21 protein-coding genes are annotated in these 18,231 nt (G+C 71.3%); 7 read left to right on the plus strand and 14 right to left on the minus strand.

Features of this window, described 5'->3' with window-relative positions; genetic code table 11:
- The gene (locus L2C96_RS16620) at positions 1-873 is read left to right on the plus strand and encodes an ABC transporter ATP-binding protein (RefSeq protein WP_237336838.1); all 873 of its coding nucleotides are present in this window, start codon (positions 1-3) and stop codon (positions 871-873) included.
- Positions 870-1,811 carry an ABC transporter permease gene (locus L2C96_RS16625; RefSeq protein ID WP_237336839.1) on the plus strand — a complete coding sequence of 314 codons (942 nt, stop codon included), beginning with the start codon at positions 870-872 and terminating at the stop codon, positions 1,809-1,811. Before L2C96_RS16620 ends, L2C96_RS16625 begins: the two co-directional genes overlap by 4 nt.
- Positions 1,812-1,860: 49 nt before the next feature.
- Here the strand turns inward: L2C96_RS16625 and fahA are convergent, their stop codons facing one another.
- From fahA to L2C96_RS16670, 9 genes are all read right to left on the minus strand, one after another.
- Positions 1,861-3,042, minus strand: coding sequence for a fumarylacetoacetase (fahA, locus tag L2C96_RS16630; protein ID WP_237336840.1), 1,182 nt, complete (start codon positions 3,040-3,042; stop codon positions 1,861-1,863).
- Positions 3,039-3,890, minus strand: a complete 852-nt coding sequence (locus L2C96_RS16635; RefSeq protein ID WP_237336841.1) for a hypothetical protein — start codon at positions 3,888-3,890, stop codon at positions 3,039-3,041. The genes fahA and L2C96_RS16635 overlap by 4 nt, the downstream gene beginning before the upstream one ends.
- Positions 3,860-5,050: a homogentisate 1,2-dioxygenase gene (locus L2C96_RS16640; RefSeq protein ID WP_237336842.1), complete on the minus strand. Its 1,191-nt coding sequence runs from the start codon at positions 5,048-5,050 to the stop codon at positions 3,860-3,862. The genes L2C96_RS16635 and L2C96_RS16640 overlap by 31 nt, the downstream gene beginning before the upstream one ends.
- Before the next feature lie 63 nt (positions 5,051-5,113).
- Positions 5,114-5,647: a MarR family winged helix-turn-helix transcriptional regulator gene (locus L2C96_RS16645; RefSeq protein ID WP_020416735.1), complete on the minus strand. Its 534-nt coding sequence runs from the start codon at positions 5,645-5,647 to the stop codon at positions 5,114-5,116.
- 36 nt (positions 5,648-5,683) lie between these two features.
- Positions 5,684-7,006: an MFS transporter gene (locus tag L2C96_RS16650; RefSeq protein ID WP_237336843.1), complete on the minus strand. Its 1,323-nt coding sequence runs from the start codon at positions 7,004-7,006 to the stop codon at positions 5,684-5,686.
- Between the two features lie 28 nt (positions 7,007-7,034).
- Positions 7,035-8,441 carry an FAD-dependent oxidoreductase gene (locus tag L2C96_RS16655; protein WP_272882703.1) on the minus strand — a complete coding sequence of 469 codons (1,407 nt, stop codon included), beginning with the start codon at positions 8,439-8,441 and terminating at the stop codon, positions 7,035-7,037.
- Entirely contained in the window at positions 8,438-9,214 is a 777-nt protein-coding gene (locus tag L2C96_RS16660; protein WP_237336844.1) for an SDR family NAD(P)-dependent oxidoreductase, read from the minus strand. Before L2C96_RS16660 ends, L2C96_RS16655 begins: the two co-directional genes overlap by 4 nt.
- Entirely contained in the window at positions 9,207-10,013 is an 807-nt protein-coding gene (locus tag L2C96_RS16665; RefSeq protein ID WP_237336845.1) for an SDR family NAD(P)-dependent oxidoreductase, read from the minus strand. Before L2C96_RS16665 ends, L2C96_RS16660 begins: the two co-directional genes overlap by 8 nt.
- On the minus strand, positions 10,010-10,417 hold the full coding sequence (locus tag L2C96_RS16670; RefSeq protein ID WP_237336846.1) for a nuclear transport factor 2 family protein: 408 nt from the start codon (positions 10,415-10,417) through the stop codon (positions 10,010-10,012). The genes L2C96_RS16665 and L2C96_RS16670 overlap by 4 nt, the downstream gene beginning before the upstream one ends.
- A 113-nt stretch (positions 10,418-10,530) precedes the next feature.
- Between L2C96_RS16670 and L2C96_RS16675 the strand changes: the two genes are divergently transcribed.
- Positions 10,531-11,202 carry an IclR family transcriptional regulator gene (locus L2C96_RS16675; RefSeq protein WP_020416729.1) on the plus strand — a complete coding sequence of 224 codons (672 nt, stop codon included), beginning with the start codon at positions 10,531-10,533 and terminating at the stop codon, positions 11,200-11,202.
- Here the strand turns inward: L2C96_RS16675 and L2C96_RS16680 are convergent, their stop codons facing one another.
- A complete protein-coding gene (locus L2C96_RS16680) occupies positions 11,203-11,658 on the minus strand; it encodes an Rv1352/Rv1906c domain-containing protein (protein ID WP_237336847.1) in 456 nt (151 codons plus the stop codon).
- On the opposite strand from L2C96_RS16680, the gene L2C96_RS16685 reads away from it, so the two are divergent.
- Positions 11,630-11,983 (plus strand): hypothetical protein, encoded by a 354-nt coding sequence (locus L2C96_RS16685; RefSeq protein ID WP_237336848.1) that lies wholly within the window; start codon positions 11,630-11,632, stop codon positions 11,981-11,983. The genes L2C96_RS16680 and L2C96_RS16685 overlap by 29 nt on opposite strands.
- Here L2C96_RS16685 and L2C96_RS16690 read toward each other — a convergent pair.
- The gene (locus L2C96_RS16690) at positions 11,980-12,678 is read right to left on the minus strand and encodes an SDR family oxidoreductase (RefSeq protein ID WP_027935665.1); all 699 of its coding nucleotides are present in this window, start codon (positions 12,676-12,678) and stop codon (positions 11,980-11,982) included. The two genes, L2C96_RS16685 and L2C96_RS16690, sit on opposite strands and share 4 nt — an antisense overlap.
- A gap of 121 nt (positions 12,679-12,799) precedes the next feature.
- Between L2C96_RS16690 and L2C96_RS16695 the strand changes: the two genes are divergently transcribed.
- The 3 genes from L2C96_RS16695 to L2C96_RS16705 all read left to right on the plus strand — a co-directional run bounded on the left by L2C96_RS16695 (position 12,800) and on the right by L2C96_RS16705 (position 14,309).
- Positions 12,800-13,420, plus strand: a complete 621-nt coding sequence (locus tag L2C96_RS16695; RefSeq protein WP_237336849.1) for an L-threonylcarbamoyladenylate synthase — start codon at positions 12,800-12,802, stop codon at positions 13,418-13,420.
- Between the two features lie 67 nt (positions 13,421-13,487).
- Positions 13,488-13,625, plus strand: coding sequence for a hypothetical protein (locus L2C96_RS16700; protein ID WP_237336850.1), 138 nt, complete (start codon positions 13,488-13,490; stop codon positions 13,623-13,625).
- Positions 13,626-13,628: 3 nt separating this feature from the next.
- On the plus strand, positions 13,629-14,309 hold the full coding sequence (locus L2C96_RS16705) for a hypothetical protein (RefSeq protein ID WP_020416725.1): 681 nt from the start codon (positions 13,629-13,631) through the stop codon (positions 14,307-14,309).
- A gap of 411 nt (positions 14,310-14,720) precedes the next feature.
- Here L2C96_RS16705 and L2C96_RS16710 read toward each other — a convergent pair whose 3' ends face one another.
- Genes L2C96_RS16710 through L2C96_RS16720 form a run of 3 tightly spaced genes read right to left on the minus strand, consistent with a single transcriptional unit; the run spans position 14,721 to position 18,216 of the window.
- Entirely contained in the window at positions 14,721-15,674 is a 954-nt protein-coding gene (locus tag L2C96_RS16710) for an SMP-30/gluconolactonase/LRE family protein (RefSeq protein WP_237336851.1), read from the minus strand.
- Positions 15,671-16,966: a phosphotransferase family protein gene (locus L2C96_RS16715; RefSeq protein WP_237336852.1), complete on the minus strand. Its 1,296-nt coding sequence runs from the start codon at positions 16,964-16,966 to the stop codon at positions 15,671-15,673. Before L2C96_RS16715 ends, L2C96_RS16710 begins: the two co-directional genes overlap by 4 nt.
- The gene (locus L2C96_RS16720) at positions 16,963-18,216 is read right to left on the minus strand and encodes an acyl-CoA dehydrogenase family protein (protein WP_020416722.1); all 1,254 of its coding nucleotides are present in this window, start codon (positions 18,214-18,216) and stop codon (positions 16,963-16,965) included. Before L2C96_RS16720 ends, L2C96_RS16715 begins: the two co-directional genes overlap by 4 nt.
- Positions 18,217-18,231: the final 15 nt, after the last annotated feature.

An 18,231-nucleotide genomic window follows, 5' to 3' on the forward strand; every position in this document is an offset into this window, starting at 1 on the left:
ATGGCGAGCAGTGACGCCTTGACGGCGGCCGACCTCGGCAAGCGCTACCGCCGGGGCTGGGCGCTACGGGACTGCGACTTTTCCGTGCCACACGGCCGGATCAGCGCGCTGGTCGGCCCCAACGGCGCGGGCAAGACGACGTTGATGGCGCTCGCCGCCGGCCTGCTGGAGCCGACCGAGGGGCAGGTGCGGGTGATGGGCCGCGCGCCGGACAGGCGCGGGATTCCCGCGGACCTGGCCTTCCTGGCTCAGGACAAGCCGTTGTACCGCGGATTCACGGTCGCGGACATGCTGCGCGCGGGCCGGGCGCTCAACACCACGTGGGACCAGGCGTACGCGGAGCGGCTCGTCTACGAGGCCGGTGTCCCGCGCACGGCGCGCATCGGCACGTTGTCGGGCGGCCAGCGCACGCGGGTGGCGCTCGCGGTGACACTCGGCCGGCGGCCGCGCGTGCTCATGCTCGACGAACCGCTCGCGGATCTGGACCCGATCGCCAGGGACGAGGTGATGCGGACCTTGATGGCCGAAGCCGCCGACACCGGAATGACCGTGCTGCTCTCCTCGCACGTGCTGTCGGACCTGGAAAACGTGTGCGATCACCTGGTGCTGCTCGCCGACGGGCGGACACGGCTGTGCGGCGACGTGGCGGACCTGCTCGCCGGGCACCGGCTGCTGGTCGGCCCCGCGGACGGCGACCTCGCCGCGGACACGGTGGTCGAGCGGCGCACGACGGCACGCCAGGTCACGGCCCTGGTGCGGGGGCACTCGCCCGCTCCCGGCTGGGAATCACACGAACCCACGTTGGAGGAACTGGTGATGGCGCACCTGCGGGCGGGCAGCGCCGCGGCACGCGCGCGGGAGGTGGCCGCGTGACCTGGGTGACCTGGCGGCTGCACCGCCTCCAGCTGCTGCTCGGTCTCGGGCTGATCGCTGCCGTCGCGGCGGTGCTGGTCGTCGAGCACGCGCAAGCGACCGGTTACCTGGCGGCCCACGGCATCGAGGGGTGCCATCTGGTCGACAGTGGACGGTGCACCGCCCCGGCGATGGCGGAGTTCGAGGACGAGTTCCAGAGCTTCGCGCGCAACTTCCCGATGGTGCTGCTCGGCCTCCCCGTGCTGCTCGGCATGTTCACCGGTGCGCCACTGTTCGCGCGCGAGTTCGAGCAGGGGACCCACATCCTCGGGCTGACGCAGTCGGTGAGCCGGTTCCGCTGGTGGGCGAGCAAGGTGCTCGTGGTGGGCACGCCGGTCCTGCTCGGCATGTTCGCGCTCGGCCTGGTGAGCGCGTGGGCCTTCGAACCGCTGCACTACGTGACCCGCGGAGCGATCATGACACCGGGTTTCGAAACGCAGGGGCCGGTCCTGGGCGCCTACACCGCACTCGCGTTCGCCATCGGCGCGACGGCGGGGCTATTCTTCCGCAGCACGCTCGCCGCGATGGCCGCGACGCTGCTCGTCTACCTGGTGGTCGTGATCGGGGTCGCGAACCTCGCGAGGGCCGATTACGCCGCGCCCGCCCTGGCCACGGCCCCCGTCACCGCGGAGAACCCCGTCCCGTACGACGCGTGGCGGCTCGGGGCGGCGTACTACGACGCAAGCGGCCACGAGGTCGCCTTCGAACCGTCCGCCTGCACGTCCGCCGACACCGCGCGGAGTTGCCTGGAGAACCAGGGGGTGGCGGTGCAGCGGGCCGCGTTCCACCCGGCCGACCGGTTCTGGCGTTTCCAGGGGATCGAGAGCGGGATCCACGTGGTGCTGGGCGCTCTGCTCCTGGCGGCCGGCCTGTGGCGGGTGCGGCGGCGGGTCTTGTGACACCGCCGGCTCCGGCCTGGCGACCCGCACCAGGCCGGAGCCGGAGGGCTCAGCGCTTGGCTTCGGTGGCCGGCAGGATCCTCCCCCGCACCTCGCCGAAACCGATGCGGCCTTCCGTGCCCGGGGCGGTCGCCGAGATGACCACCTCGTCGCCGTCCAGGAGGAACGTTCGCGGCTCGCCGTTGAGCTCGATCGGCTCCTTGCCGCCCCAGGTCAGCTCGATGAACGCGCCGCGCTGGTTCTTCTCCGGGCCGGAGATCGTGCCGGACGCGTACAGGTCGCCCGTGCGCGAGGACGCCCCGTTGACCGTCATGTGCGCCAGCATCTGCGCCGGCGACCAGTACATCTCCCGGTACGGCGGGCGGCTGACCTCCTGCCCGTTCCACGAAACCGACAACGCGATGTCCAGCCCCCACGGCGACGACTCCCGCAGGTACGGCAACGGCTCCGGCGACTGCTCCGGCGTCGGGACCCGCGCGGCCTCCAGCGCCAGCAGCGGCACCACCCACGGCGAGATCGACGTCGCGAAGCTCTTGCCGAGGAACGGGCCCAGCGGCACGTACTCCCAGGCCTGGATGTCCCGCGCCGACCAGTCGTTGACCAGCACCGCGCCGAACACGTGCCGCGGGAAGTCCTCCGTGGACACCGGTGAACCGAGCGGCGACGGCACCCCGACGATGAATCCCAGCTCGGCCTCGATGTCCAGCCTGCGGCACTCGCCGAACGTCGGCGCGGCCTCGTCCGGCGCCTTGCGCTGCCCGCACGGCCGCACGATGTCCGTCCCGGACACCACGACCGTCCCGGACCGCCCGTGGTAGCCCACCGGCAGGTGCTTCCAGTTCGGCATCAGCGGCTCGGCGTCCGGCCGGAACAGCCGTCCCAGGTTGGACGCGTGGTGCTCGGAGGCATAGAAGTCCACGTAGTCCGCGACCTCGACGGGCAGGTGCAGCTCCACTTCGGACACCGGGAAGACCGCATCGGCGGGCACCTCACCCCGCACGAGGTCCGAAACACGCGCCCGGACCTCGACCCACCGGTCGTAGCCCTGCGCCATGAACGCGTTCAACGACGGCCGCGCGAACACGTCGTCGCCCAGCGCCACCGCCAGGTCGACCACCGAGTCGCCCACCCGCACGCCGACCCGCGGCTGCGTCCCCGGCGTGGAGAACACGCCGTAGGGCAGGTTGTCCAGCCCGAACAGCGACCCCTCGGGGATGTCGATCGTGGTCACGCCGTCACTCCTCCTTCCAGCACCGAAGCCGGGACCAGTTCGAGGTCCACCAGCTCGGCCACCGGTTCGTCGATGCTGCAGGTCCCGAACGACCGGAACGACTCCCGCGCCGAGAAATCCACTTGGGACACCAGTTCGGCCACCCGCGCGCCGTCCCGCTCCGCGAGCAACGCGGCCAGCTCGTCCTCGCCCGCACCGGAGCGGGCCGCCGCCGTCGCCAGCAGCAGGTTCAGGAACCCGTGCTGCTCGAACCCGGTCGACGGGTCCGTGTTCCGCACCGCGTGGTGCAGCCCGGCGGTCGCCTTGAACGGCACCCCCGCCCGCACCACGGCGTGCACGGCCGCGGCCAGCTCCGCCTCGTCCGGGTACAGCTCCGCTTTCACCCCGCCGGTCCGGAACTTCGCGGCGTGCCCGGTCTTCGCGCAGGTCGCGATCACCTCGGCGCGGCGGGAGTCCCGCGGCACCTCGACGAACACCGGCACGTCACCGGCCACCTCCAGCGCGCGGAAGAAGTCCGGCACCGACGATTCCGCGGGCACCGCGACCTCGAACCCGGCCAGCCGCACCGGCAGGTCGGCGGCCCGGCCCAGAGCGTCCGGCAGCTGGGCCGGGCCGCCCGGCGCGGTCACCGACAGGTCGAGCGGCTCCGCAGCGACCGCACCGAGCTCCGCGAGCGCGGGCGCGGCCAGGACCAGCGGGCCGACCAGGTCGCCGTAGCCCGACGCGAGGTGCGCGGCGTGGTCCGGCACCGCCCGCGGCAGGGGCTTCAGACCGGGCGGGAACACCGCCGCGTCGTCGAGGAACCCGGCGAACACGCTCACTTCGGCCCCCGCCCGGCCCAGGTCCACGCGTAGTTCGGGTCCTCGGCCGCGCGGCCGCCCTCACCCAGCTCCAGCGGGCGGAACGTGTCGACCATGACGGCGAGCTCGTCGAAGTACTCCACGCCGATGCTGCGCTCGTAGGCGCCCGGCTGCGGGCCGTGCGAGTGCCCGCCCGGGTGCAGCGAGATCGAGCCCTGCCCGATGCCCGAGCCCTTGCGCGCCTCGTAGTCGCCGCCGCAGTAGAACATGACCTCGTCGGAGTCCACATTGGAGTGGTAGTACGGCACCGGGATGGACAGCGGGTGGTAGTCCACCTTGCGCGGCACGAAGTTGCAGATGACGAAGTTGTCGCCCTCGAACACCTGGTGCACCGGCGGCGGCTGGTGCACGCGGCCGGTGATCGGCTCGAAGTCGCTGACGTTGAACGTGTACGGGTACAGGCAGCCGTCCCAGCCGACCACGTCGAACGGGTGCTGCGGGTACACGAACCGGGTGCCGACGATCCCACTGCTGCCGCGGTGCTTGATCAGCACCTCGACGTCGGTGCCCTCGACCAGCAGCGGCTCGGTGGGCCCGTGCAGGTCGCGCTCGCAGTAGGGCGAGTGCTCCAGCAGCTGGCCGTACTTGGACAGGTACCGCTTCGGCGGCGTGATGTGCGAGTTCGCCTCGATCGCGTACGCCCGCACCGGGCCGTCCGGCACCCAGCGGTGAGTGGTGGCGCGCGGCAGGATCACGTAGTCGCCCTGGCGGAACGGCAGCACGCCGAACACGGTCTCGACGACGCCCTCACCAGACTCGATGTAGACGCACTCGTCACCGATCGAGTTGCGGTACAGCGGGGACGCCTCGCCCGCCACGACGTAGGAGATGCGCACGTCGCCATTGCCGAGCACGAGCCGGCGCCCGGTGACGACGTCGTTGGACTTCCACTCCTCGCCGGGGAACAGCTCGTGCAGCTTGAGGTGCCGCGGCCGGAGCGGGTGGTTGGCCTCGGTGGTCAGGTCCGGGAGCTCCCAGACCGCCGAGTCGACGATCGCCGACGGGATGTTGCGGTGGTAGAGCAGCGACGAGTCGCTGGAGAAGCCCTCCTCTCCCATCAGCTCCTCGTAGTACAGGCCACCCTCGGGCGTGCGGTGCTGCGTGTGCCGCTTCGGCGGAACCGCACCGACCTGCCGGTAGTACGCCATGACCTCGCCTCCTTGCCGGTCCGATGTAGTAAATGTATGTACTACTTCGCCGACGCGCAAGGGTCAGTTGCGACCGCGCACGTCGAACTGGTCGCGGTTGGTGATCAGCTTGTCCAGCAGCATCACGAGAATGCGCTGCTCGGCCTCGGTGAGCACGCTGGTCCACTCGTGCTCGCGCTCGTTGTGCTCGCGGAACACCTCGACCATCTCGGCGCGGCCGCGCTCGGACAGCGACAGCAGCACCGAGCGGCCGTCGTGCTCGCCGGGCGTGCGCTCCAGCAGCCCGTCGGCCACCAGTGTCTTCGACAGGTTGGACACCGCCGCGCGGCTCATGCCGGTCAGCTCGGCGGCCTTCTTCGCCTCCAGCGGGCCGGCCAGCCAGGTGACGAACAGCAGCCGGAACCCGGACCAGGACTGGCCGCGCGGCCGGTGGACGCTGGCCTCCAGGTCGTAGGTGACGATGTTGGAGGCCCGGTTCAGCGTCAGCAGCACCTCGGTGGCGAGCTGGTGCCGGAAGCCGAACTCCTCGGCGAGCCTGCGGTTGGCGAGCTCGACGAAGGACCAGAAGTCGAGCTCACCAACACCACCGTCCGCCATGACCGCAACCCTATCGCCGGAGGAAGTAGTTAATATCTAAACTACCTCGCGAGCTGCCGGGGCGCCACGCCGTTCCTTCGTCACCTTGAGGAACGACAGCATCACCGCGCAGACGACCAGGCACGCGATCGGGAAGTACAGGCCCACCGACACGTCGTCGGCGGTGGCGTTCTTGCCGATCACGTACGGCCCGAAGAACCCGCCCAGCGCGGCGATCGAGTTGATCGCGGCCAGCCCGACCGCGGTGTGCTCCTTGGACAGCACCCGCGAGGCCAGCGCCCAGTACGGCGCGAGGTAGCCGAGCACGCCGATCGCGACCAGCGACAGGCAGATCAGCGCCGCCACCGGGGTGTGCCGGAACTGGATCGTGCCGAACAGGCCGATCGCGGCCAGCAGCATCATCGCGACGACGTGCCCGCGCCGCTCCCCCGTCCGGTCGGAGTTGCGGGCCACCAGCAGCATGCCGGCCGCGCCGACGATCCACGGGATCACGCCGAGGAACCCGATGTTGGTCGCCGAGTAGGACGGGTCCATCTGCTTGACGATCTGCGGCAGGAAGAAGGTGAACCCGTACAGGCCGCACGCGGCGAACAGGTTCGCGAAGGCCATGTAGAGCACCTTGCGGTCCTTCATGACCTGCAGCTGGCCGAGGAAGGTCTCCTTCTGCTCGGGTGCGTAGTCGGAGTTGATCTCGGTCTCCAGCCACTCGCTCTCCTCGCGCGAGAGGAAACGCGCCTGGCTGGGCTTGTTCGGCAGGTAGACCAGGACGATCAGGCCGACCAGCACCGCGGGCAGGCCCTGCAGGATGAACACCCAGCGCCAGCCGGACAGGCCGAACCAGCTGATGTGGTCGAGGATCAGGCCGCCGGTGAGGCTGCCGAGGATCATCGCGATCGGCTGCGCGATCGCCAGCGTCGCGATGGCGCGGCCGCGTTCCTTCGGGCGGAACCACAGCGTCAGGTACAGCAGCAGGCCCGGGTAGAGCCCGGCCTCGGCGACGCCGAGCACGATCCGCGCGATGTAAAGCTGCGGGATGTTCTGCACGAACCCGGTGACGGCGGTGACGATGCCCCAGCTGATCGCGATGCGCGCGAGCCAGATCCGCGCGCCGATCTTCTTCATGATCATGTTGCTGGGGATCTCGAACACCACGTAGGCGAGGAAGAAGATCGCCGACGCGGTGCCGAACACGGCCGTGGTGATCAGCAGCTCGTGCTGCATGCCCAGCTGGGCGTAGCTGATGTTCGACCGGTCCATGTAGTTGAACACGTACAGCAGCGCGACCAGCGGCAGGACTCTCTTGCTGACCTTGCGGATCGTCCGGCTGCCGAGTTCCCCGGCAGCGGTGGTTTCGCTCATGTCTCTCCTCGTTGAGTGTCTCGCGAAGTCAGGCCGCGGCGTTGACGCCGGCGAGGCGGCCCATGGTCAGGGCGTTGGCGACCGCGTTGCCGCCGCCGACGTAGCGCTGCCCGAGCACGCCGGCTCCGGCCTCGCCCGCGGCGAACAGGCCCGCGATGGCCTCGCCGCGTTCGTCGCGCACCGCGGCACGCGCGTCGATCTCCAGTCCGGCGTGCGTGCACACCAGCTCCGCGGGCAGCAGGCGCGCCGCGTAGTACGGAGGTTCGCCGATGGGGTCCGGGTGGCCGGCCGAGCCCTTGTTGGCGAGCGTGCGGTGCCGCAGGAACTCCGGGTCGTGGCCGGACGGCAGCTGCTCGTTCCATCGGCGCACGGTCGCGACCAGCGCGTCGGCGGGGATCCCGGCCTTGCCGGCCAGTTCGTCGAGGCTACCGGCGCGCAGCGTGCGCCCGGCTTCCGCCTCGGCCAGCACGTGGCCGGCGTCCCAGTGCGCGTACCCGGCGGGCAGGGTGCGGCGGGCACGCTCGTCGAAGATCACCCACGCGGCGCCGCCCTGCCGCTCGATGATGCCGCTGGACACCGCGTAGGAGGCGTCCTCGTCCATGAACCGGCGGCCTGCGACGTTGACGTAGATCCGCGACTTCGGCGGGAACCCGGACTGCCAGTGGTGCAGCCGCTGGAAGTAGGCGGTGGGCAGCAGCAGGCCCCAACCGTCGCCAGTGACGCCCGCGCCGACCTGCTCACCGAAGCGCAGGTGGTCGCCACGGCTGCCCTCGGCGGCGACGACGAACAGGTCCTCGCCCGCCCGCAGCGCCGCCGGGTAGTAGCGGGCCAGCAGCTCCGGGTCCCGGGCGAACCCGCCGCTGGCGACCACCACCGCGCCCGCCCGCACCTCGATGCCGTCGGCGACGACGCCGCGGACCCGGCCGTCGTCTTCGACGAGCCGCTCGACACGGGTGTTGAGGACGATCTCGACGCCCCGGGCGCGGGCGGCCTTGGCGAGCACCTGCACGACGCCGTAGCCCTGGTCCTTCGGCACGTGGCCGCGCCACACGTCCTCGACCCCGGCCTGGCACAGTCCCGGCGTGTGCGCGTTGCCGGACACCTTCGCCGGGATCTCCACACCGAGGCCGATCAGCCACTCCAGCGTCGGGCCCGAGTGGCGGCAGAACGCCTCGATCAGCCCGGGTTTGAGCTGCCAGGAGTTGAGGTCCATGTAGTGCTGGAAGAACCGCTCCGCGGAATCCTCGACGCCCAGCGCGGCCTGCACGCTCGTGCCGGCGGCGGTGAACATGCCCGCGGACAGCTGGGTCGACCCGCCGAGTTCGGTCTCGGACTCGAACAACAGCACCGACGCACCCCGCTCGGCGGCGGAGGTGGCCGCGGCGAGCCCGGCGCCGCCACCGCCGACGACCACCACTTCCCAGTCGTCGTTCATGCCAGGTCTCCTCCGGTCTCGGCGAGAATGCGGTGGTAGAGGCCGTTGGACACCAGGCCGCCGTCCACGGTGACCTCGCTGCCGGTCATGTAGCTGGACCTGTCCGAGAGCAGGAACAACACGGCCTCGGTGATCTCCGCGGGCTGCGCCATGCGCCCGGCCGGGATGCTGGCCACCGCGGATTCGACGAACGAGTCCGCACCGGCGAGCAGTGCGGTCTCGACGAGTCCGGGGTGGACGGAGTTGACCCGGATGCCCCACTTGGCGAAGTTGCCCGCGGCCGATTTGGACAGTCCGGTCAGCCCCCACTTGCTGGAGCTGTAGGCGGGCGAGAAGTAGCCGATCTGACCGGAGATCGAGGAGATGTTGACGATCGAGCCGCCGCCGGAGTCGCGCATCAGTCCGGCGACGGCCTTCATGCCGTAGAACGGGCCGGACAGGTTGATGCGGAGGACCTGTTCCCAGACCTCGTCGGTGGTGTCCAGGAACTCCAGGCGGCGCGAGATGCCGGCGTTGTTGACGAGGCCCGTGAGACGGCCGCGAGTTTTCCGGATTTCCTCGACGACGCGGGCCCACGCCCGCGGGTCGGTGACGTCCAGTGCGTGCGCGGACGCCGAGCCGCCGTCGTTCTCGATCTCCTCGACGACCGGGGTGGCGTCGGCGATGTCGGCGAGGCACACGTGCGTGCCGTGTTTCGCCAGGGCCCGGGCGTGGCTGGCGCCCATGCCGGCGGCGGCGCCGGTGACGAGCACCGTGTCCGGGTACTCAGACATGCCGCGACCCGCCGTCGACGGCGATGCTGTGGCCGGTCACGTAGCGGGCACTTTCGGAGAGCAGGAACAGCAGCGGGCCGACGACCTCTTCGGGCGAGCCGAGCCGGTGCAGCGGCACGACGTCGAGCGCGTGCCGCAGCGCGGCCGGGTCCTCCTTGACCCAGCGGGTCATCTCGGTGTCGATGTAGCCGGGGGCGATCGCGTTGACCCGGATGCCGCGGTCGCCGAACTCGACGGCGAGCGATTCGGTGAGGTGCGCGACGGCGGCCTTGGAGGTGCAGTAGGCGGCCCGGCCGCGGCGGACGCGCACGGCGGACACCGACGACATGTTCACGATCGCGCCGCCGGGTTCCATGTGCCGCGCCGCGGTCTGCGCGCCGTAGAGGACGCCCTCGACGTTGACCGACAGGGTCGCGTTGATCTGCTCCGGCGTGATCTCGTCGGCGAGTGCGAACGGGAAGATGCCGGCGTTGTTGACCCAGAAGTCGATGCGCCCGAACCGCTCCAGCGCCAGCTGCGCCACGGTTTCGTGGTCCTCGGGCTTGGTGACGTCGATGCGGGCGCCGATGATCTGGCCGGGCTTGTCGCTGCTCGCGACTTCCGCGGTGAGTTCGTTCGCGGTCTCCAGCATCTGCTCTTCGTTGATGTCGGCGCCGACGACGTGCACGCCGCGGGTGGCCAGGGCGGCGGTGAAGCGCGCGCCCATGCCGCGGGCCGCGCCGGTGACGACCGCGACCTTGCCCGCGAATTCCGGGTAGACGGCCGTCGTCGGCTCGTGCTGGGCGCGTGTGTCGGTCATCGGTTCTCCTTCGTGTCGTCGCGGCGCACCGTCCGGCGGCGGATGCGCCACGTGCCCGCGTGGCGGACCAGGTGGTCGGTGATCGTGGTCAGGCGGAGGAGTTCGGGCGGGCTGTCCGGGAGGGTGCGCACGATCTGCAGGTAGGCGCGCGCGGTGAGGCCGTCGTCCGCGGGCGTGACGTGCAGGTTGGTGAGGACGTGCCGGGTGACGCCTTGATGTGCGGCGAAGTCCTCGGCGAACTTCGTGAGCTCGGCGGTGCCGGTCACCGGAGCCGGATAGCTGGGTGAGCAGAACTCGCCGTCCGGGGTGAAGGTGTGCGCCCACTCGGTGGCCCGGCCCTCGTCGATGTAGTGGCTCTGCGCGCCGTACAGCTGGTGCACGAGCACGAGCGTCTCCACGTCCACGACGACCTCCTCCGGGGGCTTGCGCGCTGCGATTCGCGTGCTATTATCGCACGCAGCGTGCGAACTACGGAAACAGTAGGTCGCGGTCCGTTCGTCGTCAAGGGGGTGCCCGCGTGTCCGAAGTCGACTCGGGGATGTCGAAAACGCTGCACAACGGGTTGCAGATCCTCGAGCTGCTCGTCGCGCACCCGCAGGGGATGACGCTGACGGAGATCGCGGAAGGGGTGGGCGTGCACCGGACGGTGGCGCACCGGCTCGTGCGGACGCTGGAGGCGCACCGGTTGTGCCGGCGGGACCGGTTCAAGCGGATCTCGCTGGGGACGGGCCTGGTGCGGCTGGCCGAGCCGGTGGAGCAGGACCTGCGGACGCTCGCGCGGCCCGTGCTGGAGGAGCTGACGGACGTCACCCAGGCGACGGCGCACCTGGTGGTGCGGGAGGGCGCGGACGAGGTGCGGATGCTGATGATCGTCGAGCCGCGGCAGGCGCGGATGCACGTGAGCTTCCGGCCCGGCCAGGTGGACCCGATCGACCGCGGTTCGGCAGGCTTGGCACTGCTGGCCGCGGCCCCGGCGGCGGAGGGCGAGCGGGAGGAGGTCGCGCTGGCCCGCAAGCGTGGTTTCGCCGTGTCCTACGGGGAAATCGCGCCGTCGATCATCGGGATCTCCGCGGTGGTGCCCGGGCGGGAGGTCAGCATCGGCCTGTCACTGTTCTCCGCGCCCGACGAGGAGTCGCTGGGCCGCACGGTGGTCGAGGCGGCCCAGCGACTGGGTTCCCTGCTGCGGTAGCTAGTTCACCTTGGTGAAGGTGCAGCGGCTGACCGACACGAACTCGCCCTTCCTGGCGGTGAACTGCATCGTGGACGCCCCTTCGGTGAGGTCGTTGGCGATGATGTCGCTGCCGGAATCGTCGGCGTAGCGGGCCCAATAACCACCGTTGGGGCAGTTTCCCTTGTACTTGCCCGCTTCGATGTCCACCCCGACTTCGAACGTGCCCTCGGAAATGGACTTCTTGGGCTTGGGTTTGTCGCCGGGGTGCCAGCCAACCGCGTCGTAGGTGACCTTCGAACTGTTCGCGGGACAGTGCAGCGCCGCCGACATGGCCATGAACGCCTGCCAGTCGCTCTCGGAGAAGCCGGAGTTCACGCCGCTCTCGAACAGGGCTCTGGGATCAGCGCCGCCGCTGAGCTTCGTGCACATAGTCCGGACGAGGTCCATGATCGCCGCGTCGTCGACCGCGGCCATCGAGGTCACGTGCGACCGGATGAGCGGCGCTACGGGCGTGCTCGACGGCGCCGCAGCCGTCACCGTGGACGAAAAGACCGGCGACCGCGACGTGGTGGCCGCCGGCGAGCCGGCCGAGCGCGGAGCGTCTGTCCCGTCGAGGGCAGCCGTCACGCCGACCGTCACACCGGCGACCACCAGCGCACCGACCACCGCGACGCCGATTTCCCAGCGAGTTCTCGATTTCACCGACTGCCCCTGCCTGCTTGCCGTGGAGACGTCAGTTGGATCGGGAGCCAGCGGCTCGGTGCAACACTGTTCAACGTCGCGATTGGATTACGGCTAAGCCGCCGGGCGGACGATGATCTCGTTCACGTCCACCTCCGCGGGCTGCTCGATCGCGAACGTGATCGCCCGGGCGATCGCCGCGGCCGGGATCGCCCCCGCGCGGTACGTCCGCATTCCCTCGGCGGCCTCCGCGTCCGTGATGCTGTCCGCCAGCTCCGACTCCGTCACGCCGGGCGAGATCGTCGTCACCCGGATGTCCGGGCCCGTCTCCTGGCGCAGCCCCTCCGACAGCGCCCACACCGCGTACTTCGTCGCGCAGTAGACCGCCGCCGTCGGCACCACCTCGTGCGCCCCGATCGACGCCACGTTCACGAAGTGGCCGCCACCCTGCCGCCGCATCACCGGCAGCCCCGCCGCGATGCCGTGCAGCACGCCCCGGATGTTCACGTCGATCATCCGGTTCCACTCGTCCAGCTTCAGCCGGTCCAAAGCGGACAGTGGCATCACGCCGGCGTTGTTGACGATCACGTCGACCCGGCCGTGCTCGGCCACCGCCCAGTCCACGAAGGACCGCACGTCCTCCGCATCCGTCACGTCCAGCCTCCGGTACGAGCCGCCGATGCGCGCGGCCAGCTCCTTCAACCGCTCTTCCCGGCGCGCGCCCAGCACGACCTGGTGCCCCGCCGCCGCCAGCGCCTCCGCGGTGGCCGCGCCGATCCCGCTGCTCGCCCCGGTGATGACCACAACCGACATGGTGTTCTCCCTTCCGTCACACTCAGTTTCGGGAGACGGCCGGACGGCGACCAGGCCGCGACGTTCCTGGGCGCAGCGCACCCAGGCAGCCGCGGCGGCGGCGTGATCCTAAGCTCTACCCATGGCGAAGTACTTCGACGTGCACCCGGACAACCCCCAGCGCCGGTCGATCGGCCAGATCGTCGACCTGCTGCGGCAGGACGGCCTGATCGTCTACCCGACCGACTCCGCCTACGCCCTGGGCTGCCAGCTCGGCAACCGCGACGGGCTGGACCGCATCCGCGCCATCCGGCACCTCGACGACCGGCACCACTTCACGCTCGTCTGCCGCGACTTCGCCCAGCTCGGCCAGTTCGCGCACGTCGACAACACCGTCTTCCGCGCGATCAAGGCCGCCACCCCAGGCAGCTACACGTTCATCCTGCCCGCCACGAAGGAGGTGCCGCGCCGGCTGCTGCACCCGAAGAAGAAGACCGTCGGCGTGCGCATCCCGGACCACGTCGTCGCCCAGGCGCTGCTCGACGAGCTGGGCGAGCCACTGGTCTCCAGCACCCTGCTGCTGCCCGACCACGAGGAACCGCTCACCCAGGGCTGGGAGATCAAGGACGAGCTGGACCACGTGGTCGACGCGGTGGTCGACTCCGGCGACTGCGGCACCGAGCCCACCACGGTGATCGACTTCTCCAGCGGCGAGCCGGAGATCGTCCGAAAGGGTGCTGGGGACACCGCGCGGTTCGAATAGCTCTGGACATCGCCGCGTTCACGGGTCACGCTGGAAAAACGCACCCGTGATCCGCGAGGAGGCTGCGATGAGACTGGGCCGGAAGCTTGCCGTGGGCGTCGTCGAGGAATCCAAGGCCGAAGAGGTCACCCCGGTCGAGGAGCCGCGCGAAACCGCCGAAACCCCCGAACCGGAGCGCCCCGCCCCCGTCACCGCCGACCGCTGAGCCATGGCGGGCAGGCTGTCGTTGCGCCGCACGCCCCAGGAACGGCGCGACGTCCCGCTGCGCGGCTACAAGCTCGCCTACCCGATGCTCTCCGCCGACGGCACCGAAGCCGGGTTCACCGGGGTGTCGCTCGGGCGCACGCACGCCTACCGGGTGACAGCCGAGGCGAAGTGCGCGCAGAGCAGCCGTCACCAGAGCCCGTCCCGCCTGTGCGACTGCGGGTTCTACTGCTTCCACGAACTCGCCGACGCCCGCGCACTGGCCTGCGATCCGCAGTACCAGCAGAGCGTGCTGCTGGAGGTGGACGCCGCGGGGCGCTACTTCCTGTACGAGCGGGGCGTGCGGTACTCGAAGCAGACGGTGACGGCCGTGCACGCCGGGTTGTGCGCGTGCGGGTGGCCGGCGCAGGTGTTCGTGGCGACCGGCACCGGGGTCGTGGGGTGGCGCAAGCTGCTGCCGGTGTGCTCGACGTGCGCGGGCAACCGCCCGCCGCTCACGCTGGAGCACTTCAGCCGCCTGGCCGGGGTGCCGGTGCACCGGGACGACCGGGCGGTCGCCTTCACGACCGGCGCGACGACGTCGGCGCCGGAGCTGGTGCCGCTGCTGTCGGCGGAGGTCGCGCTGCTGCACGCGCGGCTCGACGAGCTGCAGACCCAGCTGGACAAGCTCACGAAGGGCAGTTGAGCCGCAGCCCGGGGCGGGTGGCTCCGAACGGCCGCCCCGCGCCGGTGCTCGGAAATGACCACCCCGGGCGATGGCTCGCGCGTGGCGGCGCGGCGCCCGCGTGGTTGAGCCGCAACCGAGTGGGTGACCCCGGAAAGGCCACCCCCGGGCGAAGGGCTTGCGCACTGTCCCGGGCCGTCACTGCGGCGCGGCACCGGCGTAGTCGAGCCGCAAACCGAGTGGGTGAACCCGGAAAAGGCCACCCTCGGCGAGGAGCTCACACCGTCCCACGCCGCCCGACGCGCACGCAGTCGAGCCGCGACCCAGGCCAGGTGGCTCCAGGACAGCCACCCCGGGCGGGTGGCTCCGGAACGGCCGCCCCGCGCCGGTGCTCGGAAAAGCCCACCCGGGCGAGTGGTTTGCGCGTGGCCGTCACCGCGGCGCGGCGCCCGCGTAGTTGAGCCGCAGGCCGGGGCGTGGCCAGTCCGCGGCCCAGAGCTTGCCGGTGCCGGACGCGGTGATGTACACCGTCCTCAGGTCGGGGCCGCCGAAGCAGATGTTCGTCACGAATGGGTCCGGCTCCGGTGGGCGCACCACGTCCAGCAGCTCACCCGACGGGCTGAGCACGCTGATCCCGCCCGTCATGATCGTCGCCACGCAGATGTTGCCCGCCGAATCCACCGCGAGCGAGTCCAGCAACTGGTAGCCGCCGAAGCCGTGCAGCAGCGTGGCGCCCGCCGGACCGCGCACCCCGCCCGCCGGGCCGCGCACCTCGCCCCGCGCACGCGAGATCCGGCCCGGCCCGTCCACGTTCCAGAACCACACCCGGCCGGTCACGGTCTCCGCCGCGTACACCCGCGAACCGTCCGGTGACAGGCCCACCCCGTTGAGCCCGGTGAAGCCATACGCGATCTCCTCGACCAGCGAGCCGTCCGCCCGCGCGTAGTACAGCCCGCCGCGGTCGCTGTCCCGCTCCCGCTGTTTGCCCAGGTCGGTGAAGTAGAACCCGCCGTGCGCGTCGAACACCAGGTCGTTCGGCCCGCGCAGCGGCCTGCCGTCCACCGACTCGTACAGCACCGTCACCGAGCCGTCCCAGGACACGCGCTGGACGCTCCCGCCGCGGTAGTCCGGCGGCTGGCCGCCGGGCATCGTCAGCCCGTCGCGCCGGTGCCAGGTGAAGCCGCCGTTGTTGCAGACATACACGGCGCCGTCCGGTCCGATCGCCGCGCCGTTCGGACCGCCACCGCAGTCGGCGACCACCGTGACCGTCCCGTCCGGCCACACTCGCGACACCGTGCCGCGCTCGACCTCCACCACGAGCACCGAACCGTCGTCCAGCGCGACCGGCCCCTCCGGGAACCGCAGCCCGCTCACGATCTCCTTCACGCCGTCTCCAGGTACTTCGGGTTCGCCACCAGCAACCGGTCCGTCACGTCGGCACGCACCGCGGCGACCACGTCCGCCACCGCCACGACGCCTGACCGCACCGCCCGCGCCAGCTCCGCGTGCTTCGCGAACCCCAGCGCCGCGAGCCGGTCCACGTGCCGCCGCTCCTGCGCGGCGCCGAGCCGCAACTCGCGGGACACGATGCCCAGCACGTTCGCCGCCACCCGCGTCTGGAACGACACCCGCCCCTCGGTGCCCGGCATGACGTCGGCCCGCAGGAACTCCGCCACCGCCTCCACCAGCTCCGCCGCGGTCGGCCTGCCGTGCAGGTCCGGCGCCGGGTCCGGCACCGCGTCCACCGGGACGGCAGGCGTGCCGAGCGCCGTCAGCAGGTCGTGCTCCTGCTCGCACACCCGCCGCCCGACCGCCGCCAGCTCCACCGACCGGATCCGCCCGCTCAGGTGCCGGTCGGCCTGCCGCAGGCAGAGCACCGCCCACCGGAACGTCCCGAACACCTCCCACCAGTGCACCGCCGCGGGATCCGGGCGGAACCCGGCGACCTCGGCGTACCCGTCGAGCAGCTCCTCCCGCGTGCCGAACCCACCCGCGGGCAGCGGCGAGGAGAACCGCCACGCCTTGACGCACAACCAGCCGAGGTCCTCCAGCGGGTCGCCGCGGTGCGCCAGTTCCCAGTCCAGCACCGCGGCGAGCCCGTCCGGGCCGATGATCAGATTGCCGGTGCGGAAGTCGCCGTGCACCACGGTGTCCCCCGCCGGCTCCGGGCGGTGGTCCCGCAACCAGCGCAACCCGATCTCCAGCGACGGCAACGGCTGGTCCAGCTCGTCGTAGAGCTCCACCAGCGACTCCAGCGGGTCCGCCGCGGGCAGCCCGGGCACGTCGGGCATGGTGTGGATGCGCGCCGCGACCCGCCCCAGCTCCGCGGCGAGCTTCGGTCGCACGTCCGCGAACTCCGGGTCCCGCAGCAACCGCCGGGGGATCGTCTCGCCGTCGACGTGCTCGGTGATCAGGTACGGCGAGCCGAGCACGTCCGGCCCGTGGTCCACCAGCCGCGGCACCGGCACCCCGGCCTCGCGCGCGGCCCGGATCAACGCGGCCTCCCGCGCCATCTCCGCCGGGCGGCACTCCCCCGGCGGGTCCCGCCGCAGCACCAGCCGCCCGCCCGGCTCGGCGGTGAACGCCCAGGTCTCCCGGCTCGCCCCGCCGCTCAGCCGCCGCAGTCCGGTGATCGCCGCGCCCAGCCGCCGTCCGAGCGCCTCCGCCAGCTCGCTCATCGCTTGTCCGGCCCCGCGAACCCGAACAGGTAGCCGGCGATCTTGCGCATCTGGATCTCCTCGGCGCCCTCGGTGATCCGATAGCGGCGGTGGTGCCGGTAGATGTGCTCGAACGGCGTGTGCCGCGTGTAGCCGAGCCCGCCGTGCACCTGCATCGCGCGGTCGGCGGCGTCGCACACCAGCCGGTTCGCGCGGTAGTTGCACATCGACACCTTGTCGCTGATCAGCATGTGGTCGGTGCGGTCGAGCTCCCACGCCGTCTTGCGCACGAGGGTGCGCACCAGCTCGGCCTCGGTCTGCAGCTCGACCAGGGGCCACTGGATGGCCTGCCGTTCGGCGAGCGGGCGGCCGAACGTCCGCCGTTCCCGCGCGTACGCCACGCTGCGGTCGATGCAGTACTGCGCCGCGCCGACGCCGGAGGCGGCCTGCCGGATCCGGTTCTCGTGCACGAAGTGCTGTGCCAGCGCGAGGCCCTTGCCCACCTCGCCGAACACCGCGGTGGCGGGCACGCGGACGTCGGACAGCGTGACCTCGGCGTGGTCGGTGGGCATGTTGAACGTCCACCAGTGGAAGTCGACGGAGAATCCGGGCGTGTCGGTGGGCACGATGAACGCGGTGATGCCGCGGGGATCGCCGCCGTCGCCGGAGGTGCGGGCGAAGATCACGTCGTGGGTCGCCGAGTGCAGGCCGGAGTTGAACCGCTTGGCGCCGTTGAGGATCCAGCCGTCGCCGTCCGGCACGGCAGTGGTCTCCAGCCAGGTCGCGTCGCTGCCGTGGTCCGGTTCGGTCAGTCCGAACGCGACCCGTTTGCGGCCGGTGATCATGTCCTCGACGAACTCGCTCTGCTGCTCCGGCGTGCCCGCGGCGAGGAACATGTGCACGAACGGGAAGTTGCCGACGACCGAGGACTCGTTCTGCAGGTCGTTGTGCAGGCCGAGGCCCTTCGCGGCAAGGTGCTCGCGGATCACGGCCATGTCGAGGTTGCTGCCGTCGCTGCCGCCGACGGACTTCGGCAGCCCATACCGGAGCCAGCCCGCGCGGTCGGCGCGCCGGAACATCTCCCTCAGCAGCTCCTCCCATTCGCGGCGCGGGGTGCCGCCCGCCTCGAAGTCGGTGCGGGCGAACTCGCGGCGGTGGTCGAAGAAGCGCTCGTTGTCGTCTTCCCGTTGCAGCGGCCAGATCTCGTCTTCGAGGAACCGGTCCAGGTCGGCGAGCAGCTGCCGCAACGCCGCGGGCAACTCGAAGTCCATGGGGCAACTCCTTGC

Origin of the sequence: Amycolatopsis tucumanensis (assembly GCF_021654135.1) — a bacterium.
GTDB lineage: Bacteria > Actinomycetota > Actinomycetes > Mycobacteriales > Pseudonocardiaceae > Amycolatopsis_E > Amycolatopsis_E tucumanensis.

What these genes read in the sequence shown, in the direction of transcription:
- L2C96_RS16640 (WP_237336842.1), bottom strand. Translation starts at nt 5,050, where the DNA reads ATGGCGTACTACCGGCAGGTCGGTGCGGTTCCGCCGAAGCGGCACACG.
- L2C96_RS16645 (WP_020416735.1), bottom strand. Translation starts at nt 5,647, where the DNA reads ATGGCGGACGGTGGTGTTGGTGAGCTCGACTTCTGGTCCTTCGTCGAG.
- L2C96_RS16700 (WP_237336850.1), top strand. Translation starts at nt 13,488, where the DNA reads ATGAGACTGGGCCGGAAGCTTGCCGTGGGCGTCGTCGAGGAATCCAAG.
- L2C96_RS16660 (WP_237336844.1), bottom strand. Translation starts at nt 9,214, where the DNA reads ATGTCTGAGTACCCGGACACGGTGCTCGTCACCGGCGCCGCCGCCGGC.
- L2C96_RS16680 (WP_237336847.1), bottom strand. Translation starts at nt 11,658, where the DNA reads ATGGCCGCGGTCGACGACGCGGCGATCATGGACCTCGTCCGGACTATG.
- L2C96_RS16720 (WP_020416722.1), bottom strand. Translation starts at nt 18,216, where the DNA reads ATGGACTTCGAGTTGCCCGCGGCGTTGCGGCAGCTGCTCGCCGACCTG.
- L2C96_RS16655 (WP_272882703.1), bottom strand. Translation starts at nt 8,441, where the DNA reads ATGAACGACGACTGGGAAGTGGTGGTCGTCGGCGGTGGCGGCGCCGGG.
- L2C96_RS16620 (WP_237336838.1), top strand. Translation starts at nt 1, where the DNA reads ATGGCGAGCAGTGACGCCTTGACGGCGGCCGACCTCGGCAAGCGCTAC.
- L2C96_RS16705 (WP_020416725.1), top strand. Translation starts at nt 13,629, where the DNA reads ATGGCGGGCAGGCTGTCGTTGCGCCGCACGCCCCAGGAACGGCGCGAC.
- L2C96_RS16690 (WP_027935665.1), bottom strand. Translation starts at nt 12,678, where the DNA reads ATGTCGGTTGTGGTCATCACCGGGGCGAGCAGCGGGATCGGCGCGGCC.
- L2C96_RS16665 (WP_237336845.1), bottom strand. Translation starts at nt 10,013, where the DNA reads ATGACCGACACACGCGCCCAGCACGAGCCGACGACGGCCGTCTACCCG.
- L2C96_RS16715 (WP_237336852.1), bottom strand. Translation starts at nt 16,966, where the DNA reads ATGAGCGAGCTGGCGGAGGCGCTCGGACGGCGGCTGGGCGCGGCGATC.
- L2C96_RS16650 (WP_237336843.1), bottom strand. Translation starts at nt 7,006, where the DNA reads ATGAGCGAAACCACCGCTGCCGGGGAACTCGGCAGCCGGACGATCCGC.
- L2C96_RS16685 (WP_237336848.1), top strand. Translation starts at nt 11,630, where the DNA reads ATGATCGCCGCGTCGTCGACCGCGGCCATCGAGGTCACGTGCGACCGG.
- L2C96_RS16695 (WP_237336849.1), top strand. Translation starts at nt 12,800, where the DNA reads ATGGCGAAGTACTTCGACGTGCACCCGGACAACCCCCAGCGCCGGTCG.